This window comes from Neomicrococcus aestuarii (genome assembly GCF_014201135.1).
Lineage (GTDB): Bacteria > Actinomycetota > Actinomycetes > Actinomycetales > Micrococcaceae > Neomicrococcus > Neomicrococcus aestuarii.
Genome location: NZ_JACHDR010000001.1, coordinates 1754159 through 1774371 on the forward strand (window position 1 = coordinate 1754159; position 20213 = coordinate 1774371).

Sequence of the window (20213 nt, forward strand, 5' to 3'; positions counted from 1 at the left end):
TGTAAACAGTGTTTACATAAGACGATTCAGTGTCACATTTCGTGTGTGTCGCGGTGGGAGAACCGGGGAACGGAGGCGATCTCCCGCCAGGAATCGACGAGTGATCACTGTTTACGGAGGATGTTGCAACGGGCACTACACGTGCGCGATTGGTCTTAGGGAGGACGAGCCGCAGTTGGGGGGTGGCTCGTCACGACCAGTTGTGAAGACGCTGGGGCCCGTTGTGATGTCATGTGGTTCGCCTTGGCGTGCGAACCGAGAGTTCGCGTTCAGCGGGGGCTCTAAACTTGAGGGGTGACTTCTTCCCCCTCTTCCGCACAGCCTTCATCGCCCGAGCTCAACAAGATTCCCGTTGAGGTTGCCGCTGCGGCATGGAAACCCTTGCTCTTGCGCGGCGCCGTAGCCCTCATTCTTGGTTTGGTCACGGTTTTCTGGACGACGCCGCAGCTCACCGCCGCGAGCTTCCTTCTGGGCGCGGTGATGGTGGTGGGCGGAAAATCGCTCTTCGACTTCGGTTCCATTCCGGGTGCTCCGGAGCCTATGCGCCGCGCACTGGGAATTGGCGCGATGGTGTCCATCTTGGCCGGGTTGAGCGTACTGCCGTTTCAGTCCGAGTTCGTGATCGCGTGGATGGGTGGCGCGGGACTGGCGCTTGCTGGCGTGTGCGAGGTGTGGGCGTGGGCTGTGGGCCGAAAGTCCTTTGTGCCAGCGCGTGATCTGCTTATTCCAGGCGTGGTGACCGCTGGCGCAGGCGTGGCGATGATGATTGGCAACCAGTTGGACCTGCACGGATTGTTGGGCATTGCGGGTGGCGGTCACATCATCGTTGCTGTGTTCACCCTCATTGCTGCTCTGACCTACCGTTTCGACGCTAAGTAGAAGAAGTCACGTAGAATAAAGCAGTCATTTGGTTTCAGGAGGCCTTCTTTCGTGAGCAATCAAGCCGGCGAACCCGGAAAGAGCAACACCCAGCGCAGCTGGAAGCAGACCGTTAAGGGACCGTTGTTGTTCTCTTTGGTGCTAGCACTCATTGCCGGAGTTGTCTCCACCATTGCTGCAACGGGCGGTTCTGAAAACGCACTGCGCTTCGACATCGGTCTGATCATGTTCGGCATTGCGTTCATTGCATCGCTTTTGTTGATCTCGCTGCTCATCATGGCAGCCAAGGACAACCCAGAAGACTTGGGAACGGGTGCGGGCGTCAACCGTGTTTCAGCCCGCCCCGCCAAGCGAAAAGACTTCGGCCACTAAGACCGAGTTTTGGCTTAGGCCTCGGGATCCATCACTTCGGTGTCATCCCGAGCGCCCCATTCGCGCAAGAATTCCTCTTGGCTGAGGTTTTCTAGATCGTTGCGAATGAGAGCCACAAGGCTTTCCGCTTCATCCACTCCGCCTGCCGTGATGCGCAGGATTTCTTTGTCATCGCTCAATCGGCGCACAACGGCCGTGGCCCCTGCCGCTTCCGAACCGTCGCCGCCGAGTGCAGCGTCAAAGATTCCGATCACCCAGCGGCCAGCCTTGCGCCATGGGCCGTCGGTTGCTTCTTCTAGCTCGACGTCATAGTTCTCTGCTGCGTGGTGATCGCCAACCTGGGGAACTTCAGCACTCATGGTGTCCTCTTTTGTGTGTGGTGGTCATCTTCGACCATTGTTCTAGATTACGGCTTGGCGGGCCCGGTAGGCACGGACGTTCTCACGATTTCCACAGTTTCCGGAGTCGCAGAACTTCTTGGACCTGTTCCGGGACAAATCCAAGTGCACGTTGTTGCACTCTGGTGACGCACACGTTTTGAGTCGGTTCCACTCGCGTGAGCGCACCACATCCACCAGTGCCATGGCGGCCTCTGTTCCCAAGCGATCCGAGAGTGAGGCATCAGGGGATGTGGCGTGAATGTGGTAATCCCAGTCATCGTGCTTGACCAGCTGGGGGAGGGCTCGCGCAGACCGCAAGAGGGAATTGATCTCGGGGACGGCGGCGTGGTCCTCTAATCCCCAAATTTCCGTCAGACGACGACGCAGCTGGCGTACGTCGCGAAGCTCGGCCGGGGTGCCGGCGACGAATCCGGAGAAGCGCTCGGTTGCGAGGAATTCTGCGAGGTCTGCCACGGTGATCAACCCATCCACTGGTGAGGTGCCGGTATTGATGAGATTCACGAGCGAGGTGAGGCTCGTGACAGTGTCTGGGGCAAAGAGTGGCATTCGGTTCCTCCGGTGATATTCTTACGCAAGATTATGTCACTGGTATAAGAATTTTTGATCATGACACGCAACGAGATTACAGGCAACTAGAAGTATGAAACCCCTCACAGGAATTGGTGTGGCGCTGGTGTCCGCCATCATTTTTGGCACCTCCGGCTCTTTCGCGAAGTCGCTGCTTGAAGCAGGATGGAGCACGGGCGCGGCCGTCACCTGGCGCATGACCGGGGCCGGTCTGGTGCTGCTGATTCCTGCGATCCTTGCGCTGCGCGGCCAATGGCGGATCCTGCTTGCCAACTGGAAGCCCATCCTGCTGTTTGGTGCTTTCGGTGTGGCCGCCTGTCAGCTCGCGTACTTCCATGCCGTGGAGCGGTTGAGCGTAGGCGTTGCGCTCATGCTCGAGTACTTGGCGCCCGTCATGATCGTCTTGATCCTGTGGATTCAACACCGCAAAGCGCCACGCGCCATGACCATCGTGGGTACCATCTTGGCATTTGGCGGGCTGGTACTTGTGCTCAACCTGGGCGCTTCTGAGCGGATCGACTTCATCGGCGTGCTCTGGGGACTCGTGGCCGCCGTGGGCCTGGTGGTCTACTTCTTCGTGACCGCTGAAGAGAACGACACTCTGCCGCCTATTGTTCTTGCCACCGCGGGCCTCTTCGTCGGTGCCGCCATCATGGGCCTCGCCGGTCTGCTTCGCATCATTCCCATGGAAACGTCATTCGTGGACGTGACTCTTGCAGGTGCCGTGGTCCCATGGTGGGTTGCGCTGCTGGGATTGATCCTGATTTCGACGGCGTTCGCGTACGTCACCGGAATCATGGCGGCTCGCGCGCTGGGTTCGAAGGTCGCTTCCTTCGTGTCCCTCTTTGAGGTGGTGGCCGCCGTGCTCTGGGCGTGGCTGTTCCTCGGCGAACTCCCGCTCCCCATCCAGCTCTTGGGCGGCTTGCTGATCTTCGCCGGCGTGGTGCTGGTGCGGTGGGACGAGCTGCGTTCCGAACCCACCGATGATGACCACGTTATGCCGAGCGACTATCCGATTCCCGGCGTTCCGGCCGAGACCGGAGCTATTAACGTGGTGCGGGCATCGGAACCAAGTTCCCGCTGACTTTCGCTGGTGATTTGTCCGGTGTTTTGCGGGGTTATCGACTCAGAACCTGATTCCATAGATAGTCCTCGCTGACCACGGGAATGCCGTAGTCGCGAGCCTTCTTTGCCTTACCTGACAAAGAGTCGGGGTCGGCTGCGACTAGCAGTCCCACCTTTTTCGTAACTCCACTGTGAGGTACGTAGCCTGCATCGCGAAGCTTCGTTTCGATGAAGTCCCGTGGCTCTCGCATTTCGCCAGTAAGAACTACAAGAGTGCCCGGTTCAAGTGAAAAGCGTCCGCTGTGCGAGGCGGTCGTAGTAGATGGTGACTCTGCGGATTGGGCTGACGAGACTACGGTGTTCTTCGGCTTGATGAGAGCAGCATGCACCGTAGTCAGATCAATTTGCAGCAAGTTCGCCACTTGGTAGAGATCTGAGGTTTCATCCTCCGTCAGCACCCCGTCTTGCCAGCACGCCTGAACGAGGTCTTGGAAGTATCGGTGGTGAAGGGCTTTAGCTTCCTCTTGCCCGATGCCCAGATCGTTAGCTACTGACACCAATTGCTGTTCTTCATGCGCCGAGAGAACTCGGTCCACAAGTGCAAGGTCGAGGACCGCGAGATAGTTTTCGTGCTCGGCAGGTCCCTTGAATTCGGGCAGTCGGTTAACGATTCGGTCCAAGAAATGCTGTGGCCTTGATCCGGAGAATTCCGATCGGAGGACCGGGTTAATGATTTCTCGAGGCTCGCTCAAGCGCCACGATCCAGAAACGGCACCAGAGAGAGCAGCATCCCACTCTGGGAGATCCGGGTCCAACTCAAGGTAGCGAGACAGGAGAGTTGCCGCGGCAAGGGCATCGCTTCCGGCGGTATGCGCGTGATCTAGCGTGATATCAAAGGCGTCGCAGCAGTCTTGCAGTGAACGTCCGCCGCCTTCAAGGTAACGGTGAACCATCCGCATGGTACACATGCCGCTGTTCAAGTAGTACTGAGGCAAAGGGGTGCCGGCACGGTGGAATTCCGCGTCGAGGAAGCGTGCATCGAAGGACAGATTGTGAGCCACAATTACGTTTCCCGATAGGCGCCATTCCAGCTCGTCCACGATGTCCTCGAAAGTAGGTGCGCTGAGGATATCGCGAGCGGAGATGCCATGAATCGACTGCTTGCCGAGGTCGCGTTGAGGATTGACGAGTGTTTCCCAGCGATCCACCACTTCGCCGGAGCGGTCCAGAGTTACCACCGCAATTTCGGCGATGCGGTCGTGTTTTCCAGGGAAAAGTCCCGTGGTTTCCGTATCCACCACGACGAAGTGTCCGTTAAACAAAATTCCCCCTGGAAAGTGCCTGAAATTGTGGGATGAGCCAGCGTCATCCGCTTTCAATCTAAGGGACCATCCAGGGGGATTGAAGAGGGTAAACCCTAAATGACTAGTTGTTACTTGGCTTCTTGGTTCCGAGCGAATCCGCGCAAACGCAACGAATTCAACACCACGAGGACTGAGCTCGCAGCCATGGCGGCGCCGGCGATCATGGGGTTGAGTAAGCCGAAGGCGGCGATCGGAATACCGAGCGTGTTGTAGGCGAAGGCCCAGAACAGGTTGGTCTTGATGGTGGACAACGTTTTCCGGGACAGCGCGATGGACTGAGCTACCTGGGTGAGCGAATTGCCCATCAAGGTGATGTCCGCGGCTTCGATGGCCACATCCGTGCCCGAGCCCATGGCGATTCCAAGGTCTGCCTGAGCCAGCGCGGGGGCGTCGTTCACGCCATCGCCCACCATTGCAACCACGGACCCTTGAGCCTGCAAGTGCTTGACGGACTCCACCTTGCCTTCAGGAAGCACATCCGCGAAGACGTCCTCGGGGGCAATACCGACTTCAGCAGCAACCTTCTCGGCAACGGCCTTGTTGTCGCCGGTCAGCAATACGGGACGAAGGCCCATCGCCTTGAGCTCCGCGATAGCCGCGGCTGACGACGGCTTGATGGTGTCCTGGAGGCTAATGTAACCGAGAGCTTTACCGCCCACGGCAAGAGCCACCACGGTCTCACCCTTTTCCTGAGCCTCCGTGAAGGATTCGAGCTGATCCTTGCCGAAGATGATGCTTTGCTGCATCAAGAACAAGGGTCGGCCCACTAAGACATCCACCCCGGTGGGGGTGCCGGAGTGCCAGCGCGCAGGGGTAAGGACGCGAGACTTCACGCCACCACCCGCGGACGACTCAAACGTCTGTGGCGTGGGGAGATCTTCCAGCTTTCCTTCGGAACGAAGCGCGGCGGCATGATCCACAATCGCCTTGGCGATGGGGTGTTCGGAGCCTTGTTCCGCGGCTGCGGCCAGAGCCACGAGCTTGGTGCGGGAGGCGCCGCCGAAAGCGATCACGGAAGAAACAGATAGCTTGCCCTCAGTGATGGTTCCGGTCTTATCCAACAGCACAGTGTTGACGGTGCGGGTGTCCTCGAGAACCTCTGGTCCGCGGATAAGGATGCCCAGCTGTGCGCCTCGGCCGGTTCCCACCAGCAAGCCAATGGGGGTCGCAAGGCCAAGAGCGCACGGGCAGGCAATGACCAGCACGGAAACGGCGGCCACAAAAGCAGGTTCCAGCTCCCCGCCAATTAGCCACCACAGCACGAAGGTCAGCAGTGCGATGCCAATGACCACCGGTACGAAGATGCCCGAAATGCGATCGGCCAAGCGGGCGATCTTGGATTTACCGGTTTGAGCTTCCGAGACCAAGCGTGCCATCGAGGCCAGAGTGGTGTCTGCGCCAACGCGGGTGGCGCGAACTACCAGTCGGCCAGAGGTGTTGATGGTGGCCCCGGTGACGGTTTCATCTGGGCCGACTTCCACCGGAACGGACTCGCCTGTCACCAAAGAAGTATCGATCGCGGAATTGCCTTCCACCACATAGCCATCCGTCGCGATCTTCTCGCCAGGGCGAACAACCAACAGATCCCCGGGAACCAGAGACGTGGCGGCAACGCGAACTTCCTTGCCATCGCGCAGAACATTCGCCTCTTTAGCACCAAGATCCAACAGTGCACGCAAAGCATCTCCGGCACGAGTCTTCGCGCGGGCTTCAAGATAGCGGCCCAACAAGAGGAACGTGGTGATCACGCCCGCGGTCTCGAAGTACAACTGGTGCTGGGACATGTCCATGGCCATGCCGAAGTGGGCATGGGACGTCATTCCCGGATCGCGTAGCAATTGCCACACCGAGAACAGGTACGCGGCGGCAACACCCAAGGACACCAATGTGTCCATCGTGGACGCACCGTGACGCGCATTCACCAAGGTGGCGCGGTGGAACGGCCAGGCCGCCCACAGCACCACGGGGGTAGCAAGCGCGAAGGCCCACCAGCCCCAGTTGGCGAACTGCATTCCAGGAATCATGGAAATAATGAACAACGGAACGGTGAAAACCGCAGCCACAATCAACCGTGGCTTCAAGTACTCCGCAGTTCCACGCTTACCCATATGGTTCACGTGATCCTGCGGAGCCTCGGCGTCGTTATCCATCGAAGGATCCGTGTCCGCACCGTGCTCACCGTGGTGAGCTGCGGCGTCGTACTGGGCATGAAGAGGTGCCTTGAGCGAGGCCTGATAGCCGGCAGCCTGAACTGTCTCCAGCAACTGCGCGTCCGTGACCTCATCGGGAACCGTCACCCGCGCGGATTCGAGCGGCAGGTTAACTGTCGCCTCCACGCCCGGAAGCTTCCCGAGCTTTCGCTCCACCCGATTAACGCAGGATGCGCACGTCATCCCTTGAATATCGAGCTCGACGACCCGTTCCATGATGTCCCTTCTAAGGTAAAAGTGCTGTGACTAGCCGTTGTTGGAAACTAGCGTGTAGCCAGCTTCCGCAACAGCTTCGCCGACTGCGGTTTCGTCGATCGGCTTCGAGCTAGTGATGGTTGCGGTCGAAATTCCGCCGGCGTTCAGGTCAACATCGACCTTCTCGACGCCTTCAATGGAGGAAATTTCTTCCGTAACGGATGCGACGCAGTGGCCGCACGTCATGCCGTCAATGCTGACTTTGAGGGACTCGCTCATGGTGTTCTCCTGAGAATTGCTGAGATTGATAGTGGCCGAGCTGCTACCGTGCTCGTCGCCGCCCTTGGGGGAGCAGCAGCTGCACGATGAATTGTTGGTGACAGGAAGTAGGTTCATGGGTAACTCTTTCAGGGTTATCGCAACAAGCGACCGATGGCGGCCGTGGCTTCGTCGATCTTTTCTTCAAGCTGGGTCATATCCCCGGACTCGTTTGCGGCTTGCGCGGCGTTGACCACGCAGTGACCGATGTGATCGTTGACGAGTCCCAGCGAGACCTTGTGAAGTGCCGCATTGATCGCTGACATTTGAGTCAGGATGTCAATGCAGTACTTGTCCTCTTCAACCATGCGCGCGACCCCGCGGACTTGCCCTTCAATGCGCTTGAGGCGCTTGAGGAGGGCGTCCTTGTTTTCGGTATAGCCATAGGTGGTCTCGTGCTGGTCCATAGAGCGAATATACCCCCAGTGGGTATGGTTGGGCAATTGTGGGCGCTATCGGTTCGCTCGCGGCGCATGGAACTCAGTTTCTTGACTTGAAACTGAGAACCATGACACGCTTTCGGGTGACCCGCCTCACAGCTTTTCACGAATGGACACCCGGTGACTGCTTCTTCGAATTCTGCAAATGAATCCTTCTCCACCATCTCGGTAGCGTCGATCGTTTTCGAATCCGCGAAAAGATTCCCGAACGACATCGCCATTGTGGTGGATGACCAGCAGATCACCTACCGCGAACTGTGGGAGCAGACCCGGCGCTACGCCGGCGCGCTGAAGGCTCAAGGAGTGGGTCCGGGAGTGCCCGTTGCCGTGCTGATCCCAAATGTTCCTGACTTCGCCCGCGTGTACTACGCGATTCTGGCGCTCGGCGGAATCGTGGTCCCCATTCACGCTTTGCTCAAGGGCCGCGAAATCGAGTACGTGCTGCGGGACAGCGGCGCGAAGACGTTGATCTGCGCGGCTCCTCTCCTGGAGCAGGGCGCGGCAGGCGCGGCCGCGGCCGAAGCCACGGTCCTCACGGTGTTGGCGCCCGAAGGTGCCACCGAATTCGCGCGGCTTGAAGCGCTCGCAGAAACCGCCGAGCCCGTCGCCACCTACGAGCCGTGCCGCCCGGACCAGACCGCCACGATTCTCTACACCTCCGGCACTACCGGCCAGCCGAAGGGTGCACTCGGCAGCCACCTCGCACTCGTAGAGCAGACCTCCGTGTTGCTAACGAGTACGTTCGAGATGAGGCGTGGAGACAAGATCTTCGGCGGCCTCCCGCTCTTTCATACGTTCGGGCAGACCGTAGTTCTCAACGCCGGACTGCGCGCCGGTTGCACCGTGGTTCTTTGCCCTCGATTCTCCGGTGCCGCGGCCCTAGATTTGCTGGAAAAGCATGACATCGACCTGTTCTTCGGCGTCCCCACCATGTACATGGCGATGCTCGAAGAGAGCAAGACCAACCCGAAGCGCTCCAAGAACCTTCGCTACGGCGTTTCCGGTGGCGCGGCCCTGCCGGTTGCCGTCCACGAGAAGTTCAAGGAAGTTTTCGGCGTGAGCATTCATGAAGGCTACGGACTCACCGAAACGTCGCCGGTAGCAAGCTTCAATCACGTAGGCGTCCCGCCGCGCCCAGGAACCATTGGCCAACCCGTGTGGGGCATCCAGATGGGCATTGCTCGGCCAGAAGTTATGGACTCGATTGAACTGTTGCCCCTCGGTGAACTCGGAGAGATTGTCATCCGCGGACACAACCTGTTCAAGGGGTACCTCAACCGACCAGAGGCAACCGCGGAAGCCGTGGTGGACGGTTGGTTCCGCACCGGTGACCTAGGCACCGAGGACGAAGACGGCTACTTCACCATTGTGGACCGCAAGAAGGACATGATCCTGCGCAATGGCTACAACGTGTACCCGCGCGAAGTCGAGGAAGTGCTGTCCAAGCACCCGGAGATCGTGAGCGTTGCGGTCTACGGCGTCCCTCACGAGATCCAAGGGCAAGAAATTGTTGCGGCCGTGGTGGTATCTCAAGGCAGCGCGGTCACCTCTGAGGAAATCCTCGCCTACGCGAAAGAACAATTGGCCGCCTACAAATACCCGCGCATCGTGGAGCTCATGCCCGAATTCCCGCTGGGTCCTAGCGGCAAAATTCTGAAGCGTGAGCTCGTCGCCCGACACGCAGAGTGAGCGCCACGAGGCGTCGTCGTACTGTGTACTCCCGCAGCCCAGCGCTTCCCGTTGGTAGGCTGGGAAGGTGAGTGCCTCTTCTGTTTCCGTGCGTCCCATTACCGCTTCCGAGCACCGCGCTCACCTCGAGCAGCACCCGCGCTCGTCCTTCCTCCAATTGCCCGCGTGGGCTGAGGTGAAGAAGGAATGGCGCGCCGAGTATCTGGGGTGGTTCCGCGATTCCGCGTTGGTAGGGTCTGCGCTGGTCCTGCACCGCCCGGTTCCCGTGGTGAAGTACACGCTCGCGTACCTTCCCGAAGGCCCAGTTTTTGATTGGGAGAACGAGGATTTCAAGGAATTCCTCAAGCCGATGGTGTCGCACTTCAAGAAGAACCGCGTCTTTATGGTCAAGATGGGGGCGCCGCTGATCCGCCGTTCCTGGAAGGCTGCGGATGTTCGCAAGGCGCTCTCTCAAGGTTCCGCGGCGCTCATTTCCGAGCTCCCCGAGGCTTTCGCATCACCGCGAGCCGATTTTGTGGCCGCTTCCTTGCGCGCCGCCGGCTGGCGGAAAGAAGAAGCTGGCGAAGATTTCACGGTGGGGCAGCCAGAATTTCAGGCTCGGATTCCTTTAGTGGACGACGACGGAGCCCAGCTGGACGTCGACGGTGTTTTGGGGCAAATGAACCAGAACGCGCGCCGCGAAACGCGTAAGGCTGCATCGGGTCCGCTGGATGTGACCGTGGGTTCGCACGACGACATCGCCCGCTTCCACACCTTGTACCGCGAGACCGCCGAGCGCGACGGGTTCACCGGCCGCCCACAGTCTTACTTTGAGAACATGTTCGCGGCGCTGAACAACCACAAGCCCGGAACGTGCACGGTGTACATCGCTTCGCACGAGGGCGTGGACTTGGCGGCCGCGATACGCGTGCACTCCGGAGAGGGTGCCTGGTACGTCTACGGCGCTTCGTCCGCCGTTGAGCGCAAACTGTTTGCCCCAAAGGCATTGATGCACCGCATGATCACCGATTCCGTGGCCGAAGGATGCGCGTTCTTGGATCAGGGTGGCGTCTCCGCAACGCTTTCCAAGGAGCACCACTTGGCCGGGTTGACGCTGTTCAAGACCACCCTTGGCTGCGATGTTGTCCAAACGCTCGGCGAATGGGATCTGACGCTCAACAAGGTGTTCACCACCGCGTACGAGCTCTACATGAAGCGGCGGGGGAAGTAGGGGTTCGCCGGCCGCTAAGAACTCTATTTAATAGTTACTGACCACATTTCGGACCAAGCAACAAGGTCCTGGTGGTTTACTTCGATAGACCGGACGCCAGCTTCGGAGACATTGACATACTCTTTATGCTCGAATATCGCCCAACACTCACCGTTGTTCAAGCGGGATATATAGCGAATTCCTGCGAAACGCGGACCTTTGGCATCGGTAGCTGTGTAGATTTCACCGGCCAGCTGGCGGGTTAGGCTTCGATCGCTACTGTAAACGTGCTCGGCATCGAAATGATCGAGCTTCCGCTGAAAGAGCACCCCGGGAAGTCGCTCGTCGAGCCACTTCCACGTTTTCGGATGGCGAATATCCACGAATGGTAAGTCCGTGGATATTTCTAGATCGTAGAACCTACGGTTGAGCCGCCAGTCCTCGGGGAGTTCGTTGCTGAATCCCTCTTGTTCGTCAAGTGAGATATTGAGTGACCTGTAAAAGGCGCTCGGCCGAAATCTTGAGCAGACCTCATGGATGCAGGTTGCATCGAGGGTAGCCGCATAAAGTACACCGCCGCCAGGTACGTCAAAGCGATTCCCCTGCTTAGCTTTTCTAGCTTCCACAGCACCGACTCTGGAATAAGCAAGCGGGTCAATAGTCCTTGTTATTCTCACAACCTTTTGAGGATTGGCTATCAATGCTGGTTCCGCTTCAGGTGCCACCGGACCTTATCCTCCCGTTACAAATGCCTTTGCGGCGGCCAGCACATCGCTAGGGTGGCCACCGACAAGCTCTTCGATGGGCGACTTGTCATCAAGTTGGGGGTTCATTCCCATGAACCAGGCCCTTACGGTTGCTGGGCTGTCTACCTGTGCAAGGTAAGTGAAGACGTGATAGGCATCCCGCAGTTGTTTTTCGGCCGTTTCGGGAACATCTAGGGCGCCCTTCGCATATCGACGAATGGTCTGCAGTGACTTACCTGCTAGAGCCGTTGTCATGGTTGGTCCTAAATTGCTCAGCAAATACGCGACGATGTCAGCAATCCCAATCTGGGTGACCTGATGGTGGATAGCCCTTTCCGTCTGGATGGTGCTGCTCATGGTGGGGTTCCTTTGCTTGTACGGTCTATCTGCGTGGCCTCATTGTTGGGCAGGCCGTACCTGTTTCCTCAACTTACGCTCATCTGACGGCCAAATCAATGCCCTGTGAGTCTCAAATGACACAAAAATGAATCGAATCTGATCGTGTTTTGAGCGAATGCGGACACTCAAGTTGTTTCCAGCGCGTTGCACCTACTTCTGAACCATTGATTATCTGCCGACTTCGAGAAGCTTCAAGCGAACATCACAGTAAGTGGTGTTATAGTCAATCTGACTATAACGAAGGTTGGAGACTTCACGAGGGGCTTTCATTGCAGATAGCCCCGGTAGATCGCAGAGAGGAAGGGCGCGAATGAGTCTCTTCGGCGAACCGTTCGTTGCCGCTGGCAACGTGGGCACCATCCCCGCCGCCAACATTTCCGAACGCGAACACCTCCAGCCCCAACTGGCCATTTCCACCGTGATCTTCGCGCTTCGGCCCAAAGAAGACGGAAAACTTGGACTGTGGCTACCGCTCGTCAAGCGCGTTCGGGAACCCTTCTTGAGCCTGTGGGCGCTCCCCGGGGGTCCACTCCGGGCTGACGAATCGCTCGAAGGTGCAGCCCGCCGGAACCTGCAAGAGACCACGGGCATCGAACCCGCCTACCTTGAACAGCTCTACGCCTTCGGTGGACTCCAACGAGCGCAGCACAAAGATGTTGGAGCGCACCGCGTGGTGTCCATTGTGTACTGGGCGCTCGTGCGGGACTCTGACTTCCCCGAGGATTTCGAGGCACGCCATAACGTCGAGTGGCATCCCGCGGAACCGGCTGACGGCTGCCCCGAAGAACTCGCCTTCGACCACCGCGAAATCGTGGATTACGCCCTATGGCGCCTGCGCAACAAGGTGGAGCACGGGCAAGCCGGCTACCACTTCTTGGGCGAACTCTTCACGCTCGCCCAGCTAAGAGAAGTCCACCAGGCCGTCCTGAATAAGACCCTCGACAAAGCCAATTTCCGGCGAGACATGCTCGCCAGCAACACCCTCGAAGAGACAGACCTCTTCCAAAGCGGCGGCCGTCATAGACCACCGAAACTATTCAAATACACCGGCCCCCGTGGGCTCGGTTCCCCTTCCAGGAGCACCACATGACATCCGTCGCTACCTCCATCAAGCTCATCACTCGCGAAGAAGCAGAGCTCAAGCGCAACAACGCAGGCTCTTTCGCCCCGCAGACCTGCTCCACGGACCTGAATCAGGGACCGTGGGAATTCGATGCCCTCGCGGACAAGCTGGGCATGCCCACCTACGGTCCGGGCGCCTCGATGGCTGACGTCGCACCAAAGGAAACCCCGCGACAGGGCCAGCTCCCGCAAGAGTACAAGGACGCAACGGACGAAGAACTGGACCAGCGCATTCTGAAAGCCAAGGAAGTGCTGGGGGACAGCGTCGTCGTACTGGGGCACTTCTATCAGCGTGACGAAGTCGTGAAGTATGCGGACTTCGTGGGCGACTCCTTCCAGCTCGCAAATGCGGCGCTGACTAAGCCGGATGCGAAAGCGATTGTGTTCTGCGGCGTGCACTTCATGGCCGAAACCGCGGACATTCTCTCCACCCCGGAGCAGGCCGTGATCCTGCCGAACCTCGCGGCCGGCTGCTCCATGGCTGACATGGCGGACATCGATTCCGTCGAGGCGGCGTGGGCGGAGCTTGAGGCACAGTTTGGCACTGAGCCGGACGCGGACGGCAAGGTCCCCGTCATCCCCGTGACCTACATGAATTCCAGTGCCGCGCTCAAGGGATTCTGTGGCGAGCACGGCGGAATCGTGTGTACGTCCTCGAACGCAGAAACCGTGCTGACCTGGGCGTTTGATCGTGCGCAGCGCGTGCTGTTCTTTCCGGACCAGCACTTGGGTCGCAACACCGCCAAGGCCATGGGCGTGCCGCTTGAGCAGATGCCCATGTGGAATCCGCGCAAGCCGCTCGGTGGAAACACCGAGGACGAACTGCAGGATTCGCGCGTGATTTTGTGGCACGGCTTCTGCAGCGTGCACAAGCGCTTCAACGTCTCCCAGATTGAGAAGGCCCGCGCTGAATTCCCGGGCGTGCGAGTGATCGTGCACCCTGAATGCCCTATGGAGGTCGTGGACGCCGCGGACGAATATGGCTCCACGGACTACATCCGTAAGGCCATCGCGGCCGCGACGGAACCCACCACGTTTGCGATCGGCACCGAGATCAACCTCGTCAACCGTCTCGCGAATGAGTATCCGCAGCACACTATTTTCTGCCTGGACCCGGTGATTTGCCCGTGCTCCACGATGTACCGCATCCACCCGGGCTACCTTGCCTGGGTGCTTGAAGGCTTGGTTGACGGCGAAGTGCGCAACCAGATCTCGGTGGATCCGCACGTCTCCGCGACCGCGAAGATCGCGCTCGAGCGCATGTTGGCGGCCAAGCCGTGAGCATTTTGGTGATCGGCAGCGGTGTTGCCGGGCTGAGCGCCGCGATCTCCGCCGTGCAACGCGGCGCCGAGGTCACGCTGTTGACCAAGGCGGCGCTCGAGGATTCGAACTCGATGATGGCCCAAGGCGGGTACGCCGCCGTGCTGCGCGAGGGCGAACGGTCCCCGGGCGATTCCGTGGAGAGCCATGTGCAGGACACGCTGTCTGCCGGTTCGATGCACGGGCTGCCCGCCGCTGTGCGACAGATTTGCGCTGGCGGCGCGGACTCGGTGGATCAGCTGGTGGCGCGCGGCGTGCCCTTTGATCGGGACGCGTTCGGCCGCTATTTGCTCACGCTCGAGGCCGCGCACAGTTTTCCGCGCATCCTCCACGTGGGCGGCGACGCCTCCGGCCGCGGCATCACCTCCGCCCTGGTGGCGACTGCGAAAAGCCTTGCTGATCAGGGGCGATTGCGCGTGATTGAGGGCGCTGAAGTTGGTTCTTTGGTGCTGGATTCCGGCGCGGTGACGGGCGTTGAGTACTTGTCTTCTACCGGAGTACGACGACGCCTGCTCGCCTCCGCAGTCATCCTCGCCACAGGCGGGGCTGGGCAATTGTTCGCTCACACCACGAACCCATCCGTGGCTACCGGCGACGGCGTCCTGTTGGCCGCGCGTGCCGGCGCGATCTTGAAAGACCTCGAGTTCTACCAGTTCCACCCCACAGTGTTGACGGTGCAAGGCGCGGACGGATCGGTGTCTTCGCAGCTCGTGTCCGAGGCCGTGCGCGGTGAAGGCGCCGTGATTCGCGATGCTCGCGGGAAGCGTTTTGTACAGGAGTATCACTCGCTGGGTGAGTTGGCTCCGCGCGATGCGGTATCCCGAGCCTTGGCGTTGCATGCGCGCGCCGAACGCGAGAATGGCGCGGCGTTCCTGGACGCTACCGCGATTGAGGCCGAGCGCGGCAAGGGTTTCCTAGCTCAACGTTTCCCGACACTGGATGCCATGACCCGAGCCGCGGGCTTCGACTGGACCCGCGAACTCCTTCCCATCAGCCCCGCGGCCCACTATTGGATGGGCGGCGTGGCCACGGACTTGAACGGCGCCACGAGCGTGCCCGGTCTGTATGCGGTGGGCGAGGTGGCCTGCACGGGAGTTCATGGGGCGAACCGTTTGGCCTCGAACTCTCTGCTGGAGGGCGTGGTCTTCGCCGAGCGCGCCGTGGAGCACGCGCTTTCTGGTGCTCACGACTCCCTGGACGCAGGCGTTTTCCGCGGCGCTGCCTCCTCCCGGCCAGCACCGCGCGAAGTGTCGATTCCTGCCGCCTCATCCTCGGAGATTTCGGCGTCCATCAATTCGCTCACGCGTGAAGACGTCCAGGCCGCCATGGAGCGAGACGCCGGCATCATCCGAGATGCGGCCGGACTCAACCGCATCCGCAAACTCCTCGCGAACACCCCAGGCGAAGACGCAGCCGCGGACAACCTCCGAACCCTCGGACTACTCCTCGCCGAATCGGCCCTCGCCCGCGAAGAATCACTCGGCGCACACTACCGCCAAGACTCCCGCAAGGGTGGCACCTGGGTGAGCTCCGGCGTCGTACTCAAAGAAGAAAACCGCACGTCAACGCATGAATTGGCGTTCGCGGAAAGGACTGCATCGTGACCCTAGAACCCATCCCGCTGGCACCTGCCGCCATCCGGCGCGTCCTCGAGAACGCGTACGCCGAGGATGCGCCGAGCGGCGACCTGACCTCGCTCTTGCTCATCCCCGCCGACGCCCGCGCGACCGCCGAGCTGCGCGCCCGCGAGGCCGGGGTGATGTCCGGCGGCCCCGTCATTAACGCGGGATTCTTGATGCACGACGACGCCGCTGAGGTCTCGCTCTTGGTGCCAGAAGGCGCCGCTTTCGACGCCGGAGCGGTGCTCGCGCGAGTGAGCGGAAACGCGCGTTCCTTGCTGACCGCGGAGCGCGTGGTCCTGAACTTGGTGCAACGCATGAGCGCGATTGCCCAGCTGACCTCACAATATGTGGCGTTGACCGCGGGAACCGCCGCACGGATTGTGGATACGCGCAAGACCACGCCAGGGCTGCGCGAACTCGAACGCTACGCCGTGCGATGCGGCGGTGGGCGGAACCACCGCTTCAGCCTGTCCGATGCCGTGATGGCCAAGGACAATCACCTCGCCGTGCTGACCGGGGGCGACGCTTCGAAGCTGACGTCGGTGCTGCGTTCGGCGCGCGAACGCCTGGGGCACACCACGCACTTTGAGGTGGAAGTGGATTCTTTGGAACAGATCCCGTTCGTGCTGGATGCCGGTGTGGACACCATCATGTTGGATAACTTCACCGTGGAAGAGCTGCGCGAAGGCGTGGCGCTGATTGGCGGGCGTGCGCTGGTGGAGGCCAGCGGCGGCGTGAACCTTTCCACCGTGGCTGATATTGCGGCGACCGGCGTTGATGTCATCTCCGTCGGCGCGCTCACGCACTCGGTGTCCAATCTGGATATTGGGCTTGACGTGGTGATTTCGTGATCTACCTGGACGCCGCGGCCACCACCCCGGTGCGGCGCGAAGTGCTCGAGGCGATGTGGCCATACCTGACCGGGGAATTTGGGAACCCGGCCTCGCACCACGAACTCGGGGCTCGTGCTTTGGACGGGCTCGACGATGCCCGCGCTCGCGTGGCTTCGGTTTTGGGGTGCAGTCCGTCCGAAGTGGTGTTCACCTCTGGTGGAACGGAATCGGACAATCTGGCCATCAAGGGACTCGTGTTGCCGATGGTGGGTCAGGCGCTGAACGCTGGTGGGTCCGGAGCTGTGGACGCAGGAGCGGGTCAGGTTCACGTTGCGGTGTCCGCGATTGAGCACTCAGCCGTCTTGGAATCGGCGCGATATCTGGAGCGTTGGCACGGCGTTGATGTTTCTGTGCTGCCCGTGGATTCTTCGGGGGTTGTGAGCGCTGATGCGCTCGAGTCCCGCTTGGTGTCATGGGGCGGAAAAGGCCTTGTCAGCATCATGTATGCCAACAACGAGGTAGGAACCGTGCAGGACATCGCGGCCTTGTCCGCGATTGCACACCAGCACGGCGCACTCTTTCATACCGATGCCGTTCAGGCGGCCGGCTGGTTGCCGTTGAAGGTTTCGGAGCTTGGGGTTGATGCGTTGAGCATTTCGGGGCACAAGCTCGGGGCGCCCAAGGGTTGCGGTGTTTTGTATGTTTCCCGCTCCGCGCAGATTGAGCCGGTCATGAGCGGTGGCGGCCAAGAACGAGGACTGCGTTCTGGAACCGTGAGCGTGGCCAACGCCGTGGCAATGGCTACTGCGCTGGAACTCGCCGAATCCGAGCGACTTTCACGCGTTTCGGACATGATCGCCATGCGTGATCGCTTCATTTCGCGCGTCCGCGAGCTGGTGCCCTCGGTGGTTCTTACTGGACTCGAACCAGCTGAGGGTAACCGTCTGCCGAACAATGTGTCCTTCATCTTCTCTGGCTTCAATGGCGAATCCGTGTTGCTGGAACTCGAACGCCGAGGAGTTATCTGCTCGTCCGGCTCAGCCTGCGCGGCCGGATCCACAGACCCAAGTCACGTGCTGATCGCCCTGGGAATCAGCGAAGACGATGCCCGAACGGTCGTCCGCTTCACTTTGCCCTCAACCATCACCTCCGAAGACCTCGAACGCGCTGCGAACCTGCTCTCGGAGTCGATTGCTCACTTAGCGAATCTGCGCCAGAAATGACGAACTTTTCGGGATGAAACGAAAGCTGGTCAAAAGTCTCACCTTTTGTCGAGTCGACGCGTAGTCTCAAAAGAGTAGGGCCAATTCATATCCCATCGGCAGCTAGGTGATCTCCATGCAAGTTTGGCAGTACGTGGTCATAGCTATGGCTGTTGTGATCGTTGCCGTTTTGGCGTTGAGTGTCCGCCAGTTCATCATCGGCTGGAAAACGCCCGTCGAGGAGCGCACTGCGGAGAAGTCCAAAAAACTCTGATCTCACGCGTTTTTGGGACGGACGGAAACCAGCTATGTTGGGATATAAACTGTGATTTAGTATGTGATTCACAGGTTATTTTACTGGTGATTGATCGCTAGAGCGGCCATAATTGGCGTATGGGACAGACCGCTTCACCTGGAATCAACGCGTATCAAAATTCTATTCGCCTGGAATTCCCTGAGCTCATGCAAGAACTCACCAAGATCTTGGGTGCGAAACTCGTCGCGTACATAGGGAACGTGCGCGAGACTCGGGCGGTACGAGAGTGGTGTGAAGGCAAAAGGGTGCCGTCGCAGGCCACCCAAGCCTCAATGCGTTTCACATACCACGTGGCCGAATTGGTGCGTGAAAGCAACGGTGAACGCATTACTCAGAACTGGTTTCAGGGAATGAACCCGCATCTTCAAGATCAGGCACCCGCACGGCTCATCAGAGAAGGCGCTACGGCCGAGAGAGAGCGTGACATCTTAGACGCCGCCCGAGCGTTTGCGCGTCTCGGATGAAGATCGTGATGGCCCAAGGGTGGGTATGGAGGGTTGGCTTTCCGCCGGAACCTTGGGCCTGGGCCGGATGGCGATGGGCTGGATCGGAAGGTCGGTTTAACGGGCGCTGGGATTCTTTGACTGCCAAGCTTTATCGAACTGTCTACGCTGGCGAAAGCTTGTACGCGTGTTTCGTAGAGCTCCTTGCACCCCTGAGGCCCGACGAATTCTTGGCGGAAGAACTTGATGAGATTCTTGAAAATGAAGAGGACGCCAAAGAATGGCCCACTGTAACCCCCGGTCATATAGACATCGACGAATGGTGTGGCAAGAGACTTGCAGGGTCAGCTCAGCTGGCCGGAAGATTTGTTGATATCACCGCCTCGGCAACTGTTGCTGAACTTTACTCACACTTCATAGAACAAGCGCGGGTAATTCACGGGTTGAAAGATTTTGACGCCTCAGCGTTGAAGAACCCGGAACAGCGGTCTCTGACTCAATCAGTCTCCGAGTTTCTGTGGAAGAAGTCTGAGAAAGGCACGTCTAACTTTTGCGACGGTATTAATTTCCGTTCGCGGCACGGTGACGATTTAGTTTTATGGGCGATATTCGAACGTCCCGAGGACGGTGAACGCAGCCGGTTGGTAACCGACATTCAGACAGTTCCAGTGGACCGGGAAATGCCTGAATTAGTCGCGGCAATCAAGCAATTGGGGCTTATTACTGTCTAGTCTGGATCAATCTCTAGCTGTCTTAGTCGCCAGCTACTGTGCCTCGTTACCCTCGGCCCAGGCGCTCATGTCCATGTAGACGATTTCCCACACGTGCCCGTCCGGATCCACGATCGCGGCCGAGTACATGCCGGGCGCGTCAGCCTTCGCCGGCCGATAAATAGCGCCGCCGTTAGCCGTTGCGTTGGCGACGAACTGGTCCACCTCTGCCTCTGACTCGGCCGAGATAGCGTTGAGCATCTGCTTGGTGCCCTCACCGAAGGACGCTTTGTCCCCGTTGACAAGGAACGAGTTGTAGAAGTCCTCGTTGAGGGACATCACCAAGATTTGCTCCGAAAGCTTCCACGAGGTGGCGTTCTCGTGAGAGAACATCTCATTCTTCTCAAAGCCGAGCGCTGCGTAGAACGCATCCGTCGCCGCTGCGTCGCGGCGTGGGAGGTTCACAAAAATCATGCGGTCCATGGTCGTCACCTTTACTTCTTCATCGATGGTGGGTGCACGCTCGAGTCTTCCACTCGGATGGGACGGTGGGAAGAGGCGTGAAGCTGAGTTCCAGCGGCTAGGCGTAGCTCGTGTTGCGTGATCGTCGGTGCGGAGACGACGATCATGCAACTGCAGCTACATGTGGATTGTGGGCGGCCCCTTCGAGGGGCCCGGAAGCGCTGTTCGGCGCAACATTCAGTACGACGACGCAGCCCTTGCGGCAGGTGCGCCGGGCCGTGTGGCCGGTGGTCATGCAACGTTCAATACGTGGACGCAAGGATTGCTACGAAGAGGCGACTGGCACAGG

General features: G+C 59.5%; 21 protein-coding genes. 12 read left to right on the forward strand and 9 right to left on the reverse strand.

Going from position 1 to position 20213, the window contains the following annotated elements; translation table 11 throughout:
* Window positions 1-294: 294 nt before the first annotated feature.
* Window positions 295-879, forward strand: coding sequence for a hypothetical protein (locus HD598_RS07855; protein WP_183665001.1), 585 nt, complete (start codon window positions 295-297; stop codon window positions 877-879).
* A gap of 51 nt (window positions 880-930) precedes the next feature.
* Complete coding sequence (locus tag HD598_RS07860; protein ID WP_232317986.1) at window positions 931-1251, forward strand: hypothetical protein; 321 nt, start codon at window positions 931-933, stop codon at window positions 1249-1251.
* Between the two features lie 14 nt (window positions 1252-1265).
* Here the strand turns inward: HD598_RS07860 and HD598_RS07865 are convergent, their stop codons facing one another.
* The gene (locus tag HD598_RS07865; RefSeq protein ID WP_071894534.1) at window positions 1266-1610 is read right to left on the reverse strand and encodes a hypothetical protein; all 345 of its coding nucleotides are present in this window, start codon (window positions 1608-1610) and stop codon (window positions 1266-1268) included.
* 42 nt (window positions 1611-1652) lie between these two features.
* Window positions 1653-2198 carry a CGNR zinc finger domain-containing protein gene (locus HD598_RS07870; protein ID WP_071894535.1) on the reverse strand — a complete coding sequence of 182 codons (546 nt, stop codon included), beginning with the start codon at window positions 2196-2198 and terminating at the stop codon, window positions 1653-1655.
* A 94-nt stretch (window positions 2199-2292) separates the two neighbouring features.
* On the opposite strand from HD598_RS07870, the gene HD598_RS07875 reads away from it, so the two are divergent.
* Window positions 2293-3303: an EamA family transporter gene (locus tag HD598_RS07875; protein ID WP_183665003.1), complete on the forward strand. Its 1011-nt coding sequence runs from the start codon at window positions 2293-2295 to the stop codon at window positions 3301-3303.
* A 34-nt stretch (window positions 3304-3337) separates the two neighbouring features.
* Here the strand turns inward: HD598_RS07875 and HD598_RS07880 are convergent, their stop codons facing one another.
* The 4 genes from HD598_RS07880 to HD598_RS07895 all read right to left on the reverse strand — a co-directional run bounded on the left by HD598_RS07880 (window position 3338) and on the right by HD598_RS07895 (window position 7778).
* Window positions 3338-4606: an exonuclease domain-containing protein gene (locus HD598_RS07880; protein WP_183665005.1), complete on the reverse strand. Its 1269-nt coding sequence runs from the start codon at window positions 4604-4606 to the stop codon at window positions 3338-3340.
* 110 nt (window positions 4607-4716) lie between these two features.
* Complete coding sequence (locus HD598_RS07885; RefSeq protein ID WP_183665007.1) at window positions 4717-7074, reverse strand: heavy metal translocating P-type ATPase; 2358 nt, start codon at window positions 7072-7074, stop codon at window positions 4717-4719.
* A 30-nt stretch (window positions 7075-7104) separates the two neighbouring features.
* Window positions 7105-7449 (reverse strand): heavy-metal-associated domain-containing protein, encoded by a 345-nt coding sequence (locus tag HD598_RS07890; RefSeq protein WP_260170516.1) that lies wholly within the window; start codon window positions 7447-7449, stop codon window positions 7105-7107.
* Window positions 7450-7466: 17 nt separating this feature from the next.
* Window positions 7467-7778 carry a metal-sensitive transcriptional regulator gene (locus HD598_RS07895; protein ID WP_071894541.1) on the reverse strand — a complete coding sequence of 104 codons (312 nt, stop codon included), beginning with the start codon at window positions 7776-7778 and terminating at the stop codon, window positions 7467-7469.
* A gap of 153 nt (window positions 7779-7931) precedes the next feature.
* On the opposite strand from HD598_RS07895, the gene HD598_RS07900 reads away from it, so the two are divergent.
* On the forward strand, window positions 7932-9500 hold the full coding sequence (locus tag HD598_RS07900; protein WP_311538987.1) for a long-chain-fatty-acid--CoA ligase: 1569 nt from the start codon (window positions 7932-7934) through the stop codon (window positions 9498-9500).
* Between the two features lie 67 nt (window positions 9501-9567).
* Entirely contained in the window at window positions 9568-10710 is a 1143-nt protein-coding gene (locus tag HD598_RS07905) for a lipid II:glycine glycyltransferase FemX (protein ID WP_183665009.1), read from the forward strand.
* Window positions 10711-10733: 23 nt separating this feature from the next.
* On the opposite strand, the gene HD598_RS07910 is transcribed toward HD598_RS07905, so the two are convergent.
* Together HD598_RS07910 and HD598_RS07915 are read right to left on the reverse strand one after the other, a co-directional pair.
* On the reverse strand, window positions 10734-11414 hold the full coding sequence (locus tag HD598_RS07910) for an RES family NAD+ phosphorylase (RefSeq protein WP_183665011.1): 681 nt from the start codon (window positions 11412-11414) through the stop codon (window positions 10734-10736).
* A 6-nt stretch (window positions 11415-11420) separates the two neighbouring features.
* On the reverse strand, window positions 11421-11792 hold the full coding sequence (locus HD598_RS07915) for a hypothetical protein (RefSeq protein ID WP_183665013.1): 372 nt from the start codon (window positions 11790-11792) through the stop codon (window positions 11421-11423).
* 352 nt (window positions 11793-12144) lie between these two features.
* Here HD598_RS07915 and HD598_RS07920 point away from each other — a divergent pair, with 352 nt between their 5' ends.
* The 7 genes from HD598_RS07920 (at window position 12145) to HD598_RS07950 (ending at window position 19423) form a co-directional block, all read left to right on the forward strand.
* The gene (locus tag HD598_RS07920; RefSeq protein WP_183665015.1) at window positions 12145-12924 is read left to right on the forward strand and encodes an NUDIX hydrolase; all 780 of its coding nucleotides are present in this window, start codon (window positions 12145-12147) and stop codon (window positions 12922-12924) included.
* Window positions 12921-14237: a quinolinate synthase NadA gene (nadA, locus tag HD598_RS07925; RefSeq protein WP_183665017.1), complete on the forward strand. Its 1317-nt coding sequence runs from the start codon at window positions 12921-12923 to the stop codon at window positions 14235-14237. The genes HD598_RS07920 and nadA overlap by 4 nt, the downstream gene beginning before the upstream one ends.
* The gene (nadB, locus tag HD598_RS07930; protein ID WP_311538988.1) at window positions 14234-15880 is read left to right on the forward strand and encodes an L-aspartate oxidase; all 1647 of its coding nucleotides are present in this window, start codon (window positions 14234-14236) and stop codon (window positions 15878-15880) included. The genes nadA and nadB overlap by 4 nt, the downstream gene beginning before the upstream one ends.
* A complete protein-coding gene (gene nadC, locus HD598_RS07935) occupies window positions 15877-16749 on the forward strand; it encodes a carboxylating nicotinate-nucleotide diphosphorylase (protein WP_183665019.1) in 873 nt (290 codons plus the stop codon). The genes nadB and nadC overlap by 4 nt, the downstream gene beginning before the upstream one ends.
* Complete coding sequence (locus tag HD598_RS07940) at window positions 16746-17954, forward strand: cysteine desulfurase family protein (protein ID WP_183665021.1); 1209 nt, start codon at window positions 16746-16748, stop codon at window positions 17952-17954. Before nadC ends, HD598_RS07940 begins: the two co-directional genes overlap by 4 nt.
* A 115-nt stretch (window positions 17955-18069) precedes the next feature.
* On the forward strand, window positions 18070-18207 hold the full coding sequence (locus HD598_RS07945; RefSeq protein WP_183665022.1) for a hypothetical protein: 138 nt from the start codon (window positions 18070-18072) through the stop codon (window positions 18205-18207).
* Window positions 18208-18721: 514 nt separating this feature from the next.
* Window positions 18722-19423 (forward strand): RES domain-containing protein, encoded by a 702-nt coding sequence (locus HD598_RS07950; protein WP_260170701.1) that lies wholly within the window; start codon window positions 18722-18724, stop codon window positions 19421-19423.
* Between the two features lie 33 nt (window positions 19424-19456).
* Here HD598_RS07950 and HD598_RS07955 read toward each other — a convergent pair whose 3' ends face one another.
* A complete protein-coding gene (locus HD598_RS07955; protein WP_183665026.1) occupies window positions 19457-19885 on the reverse strand; it encodes a VOC family protein in 429 nt (142 codons plus the stop codon).
* Between the last annotated feature and the right edge of the window lie 328 nt (window positions 19886-20213).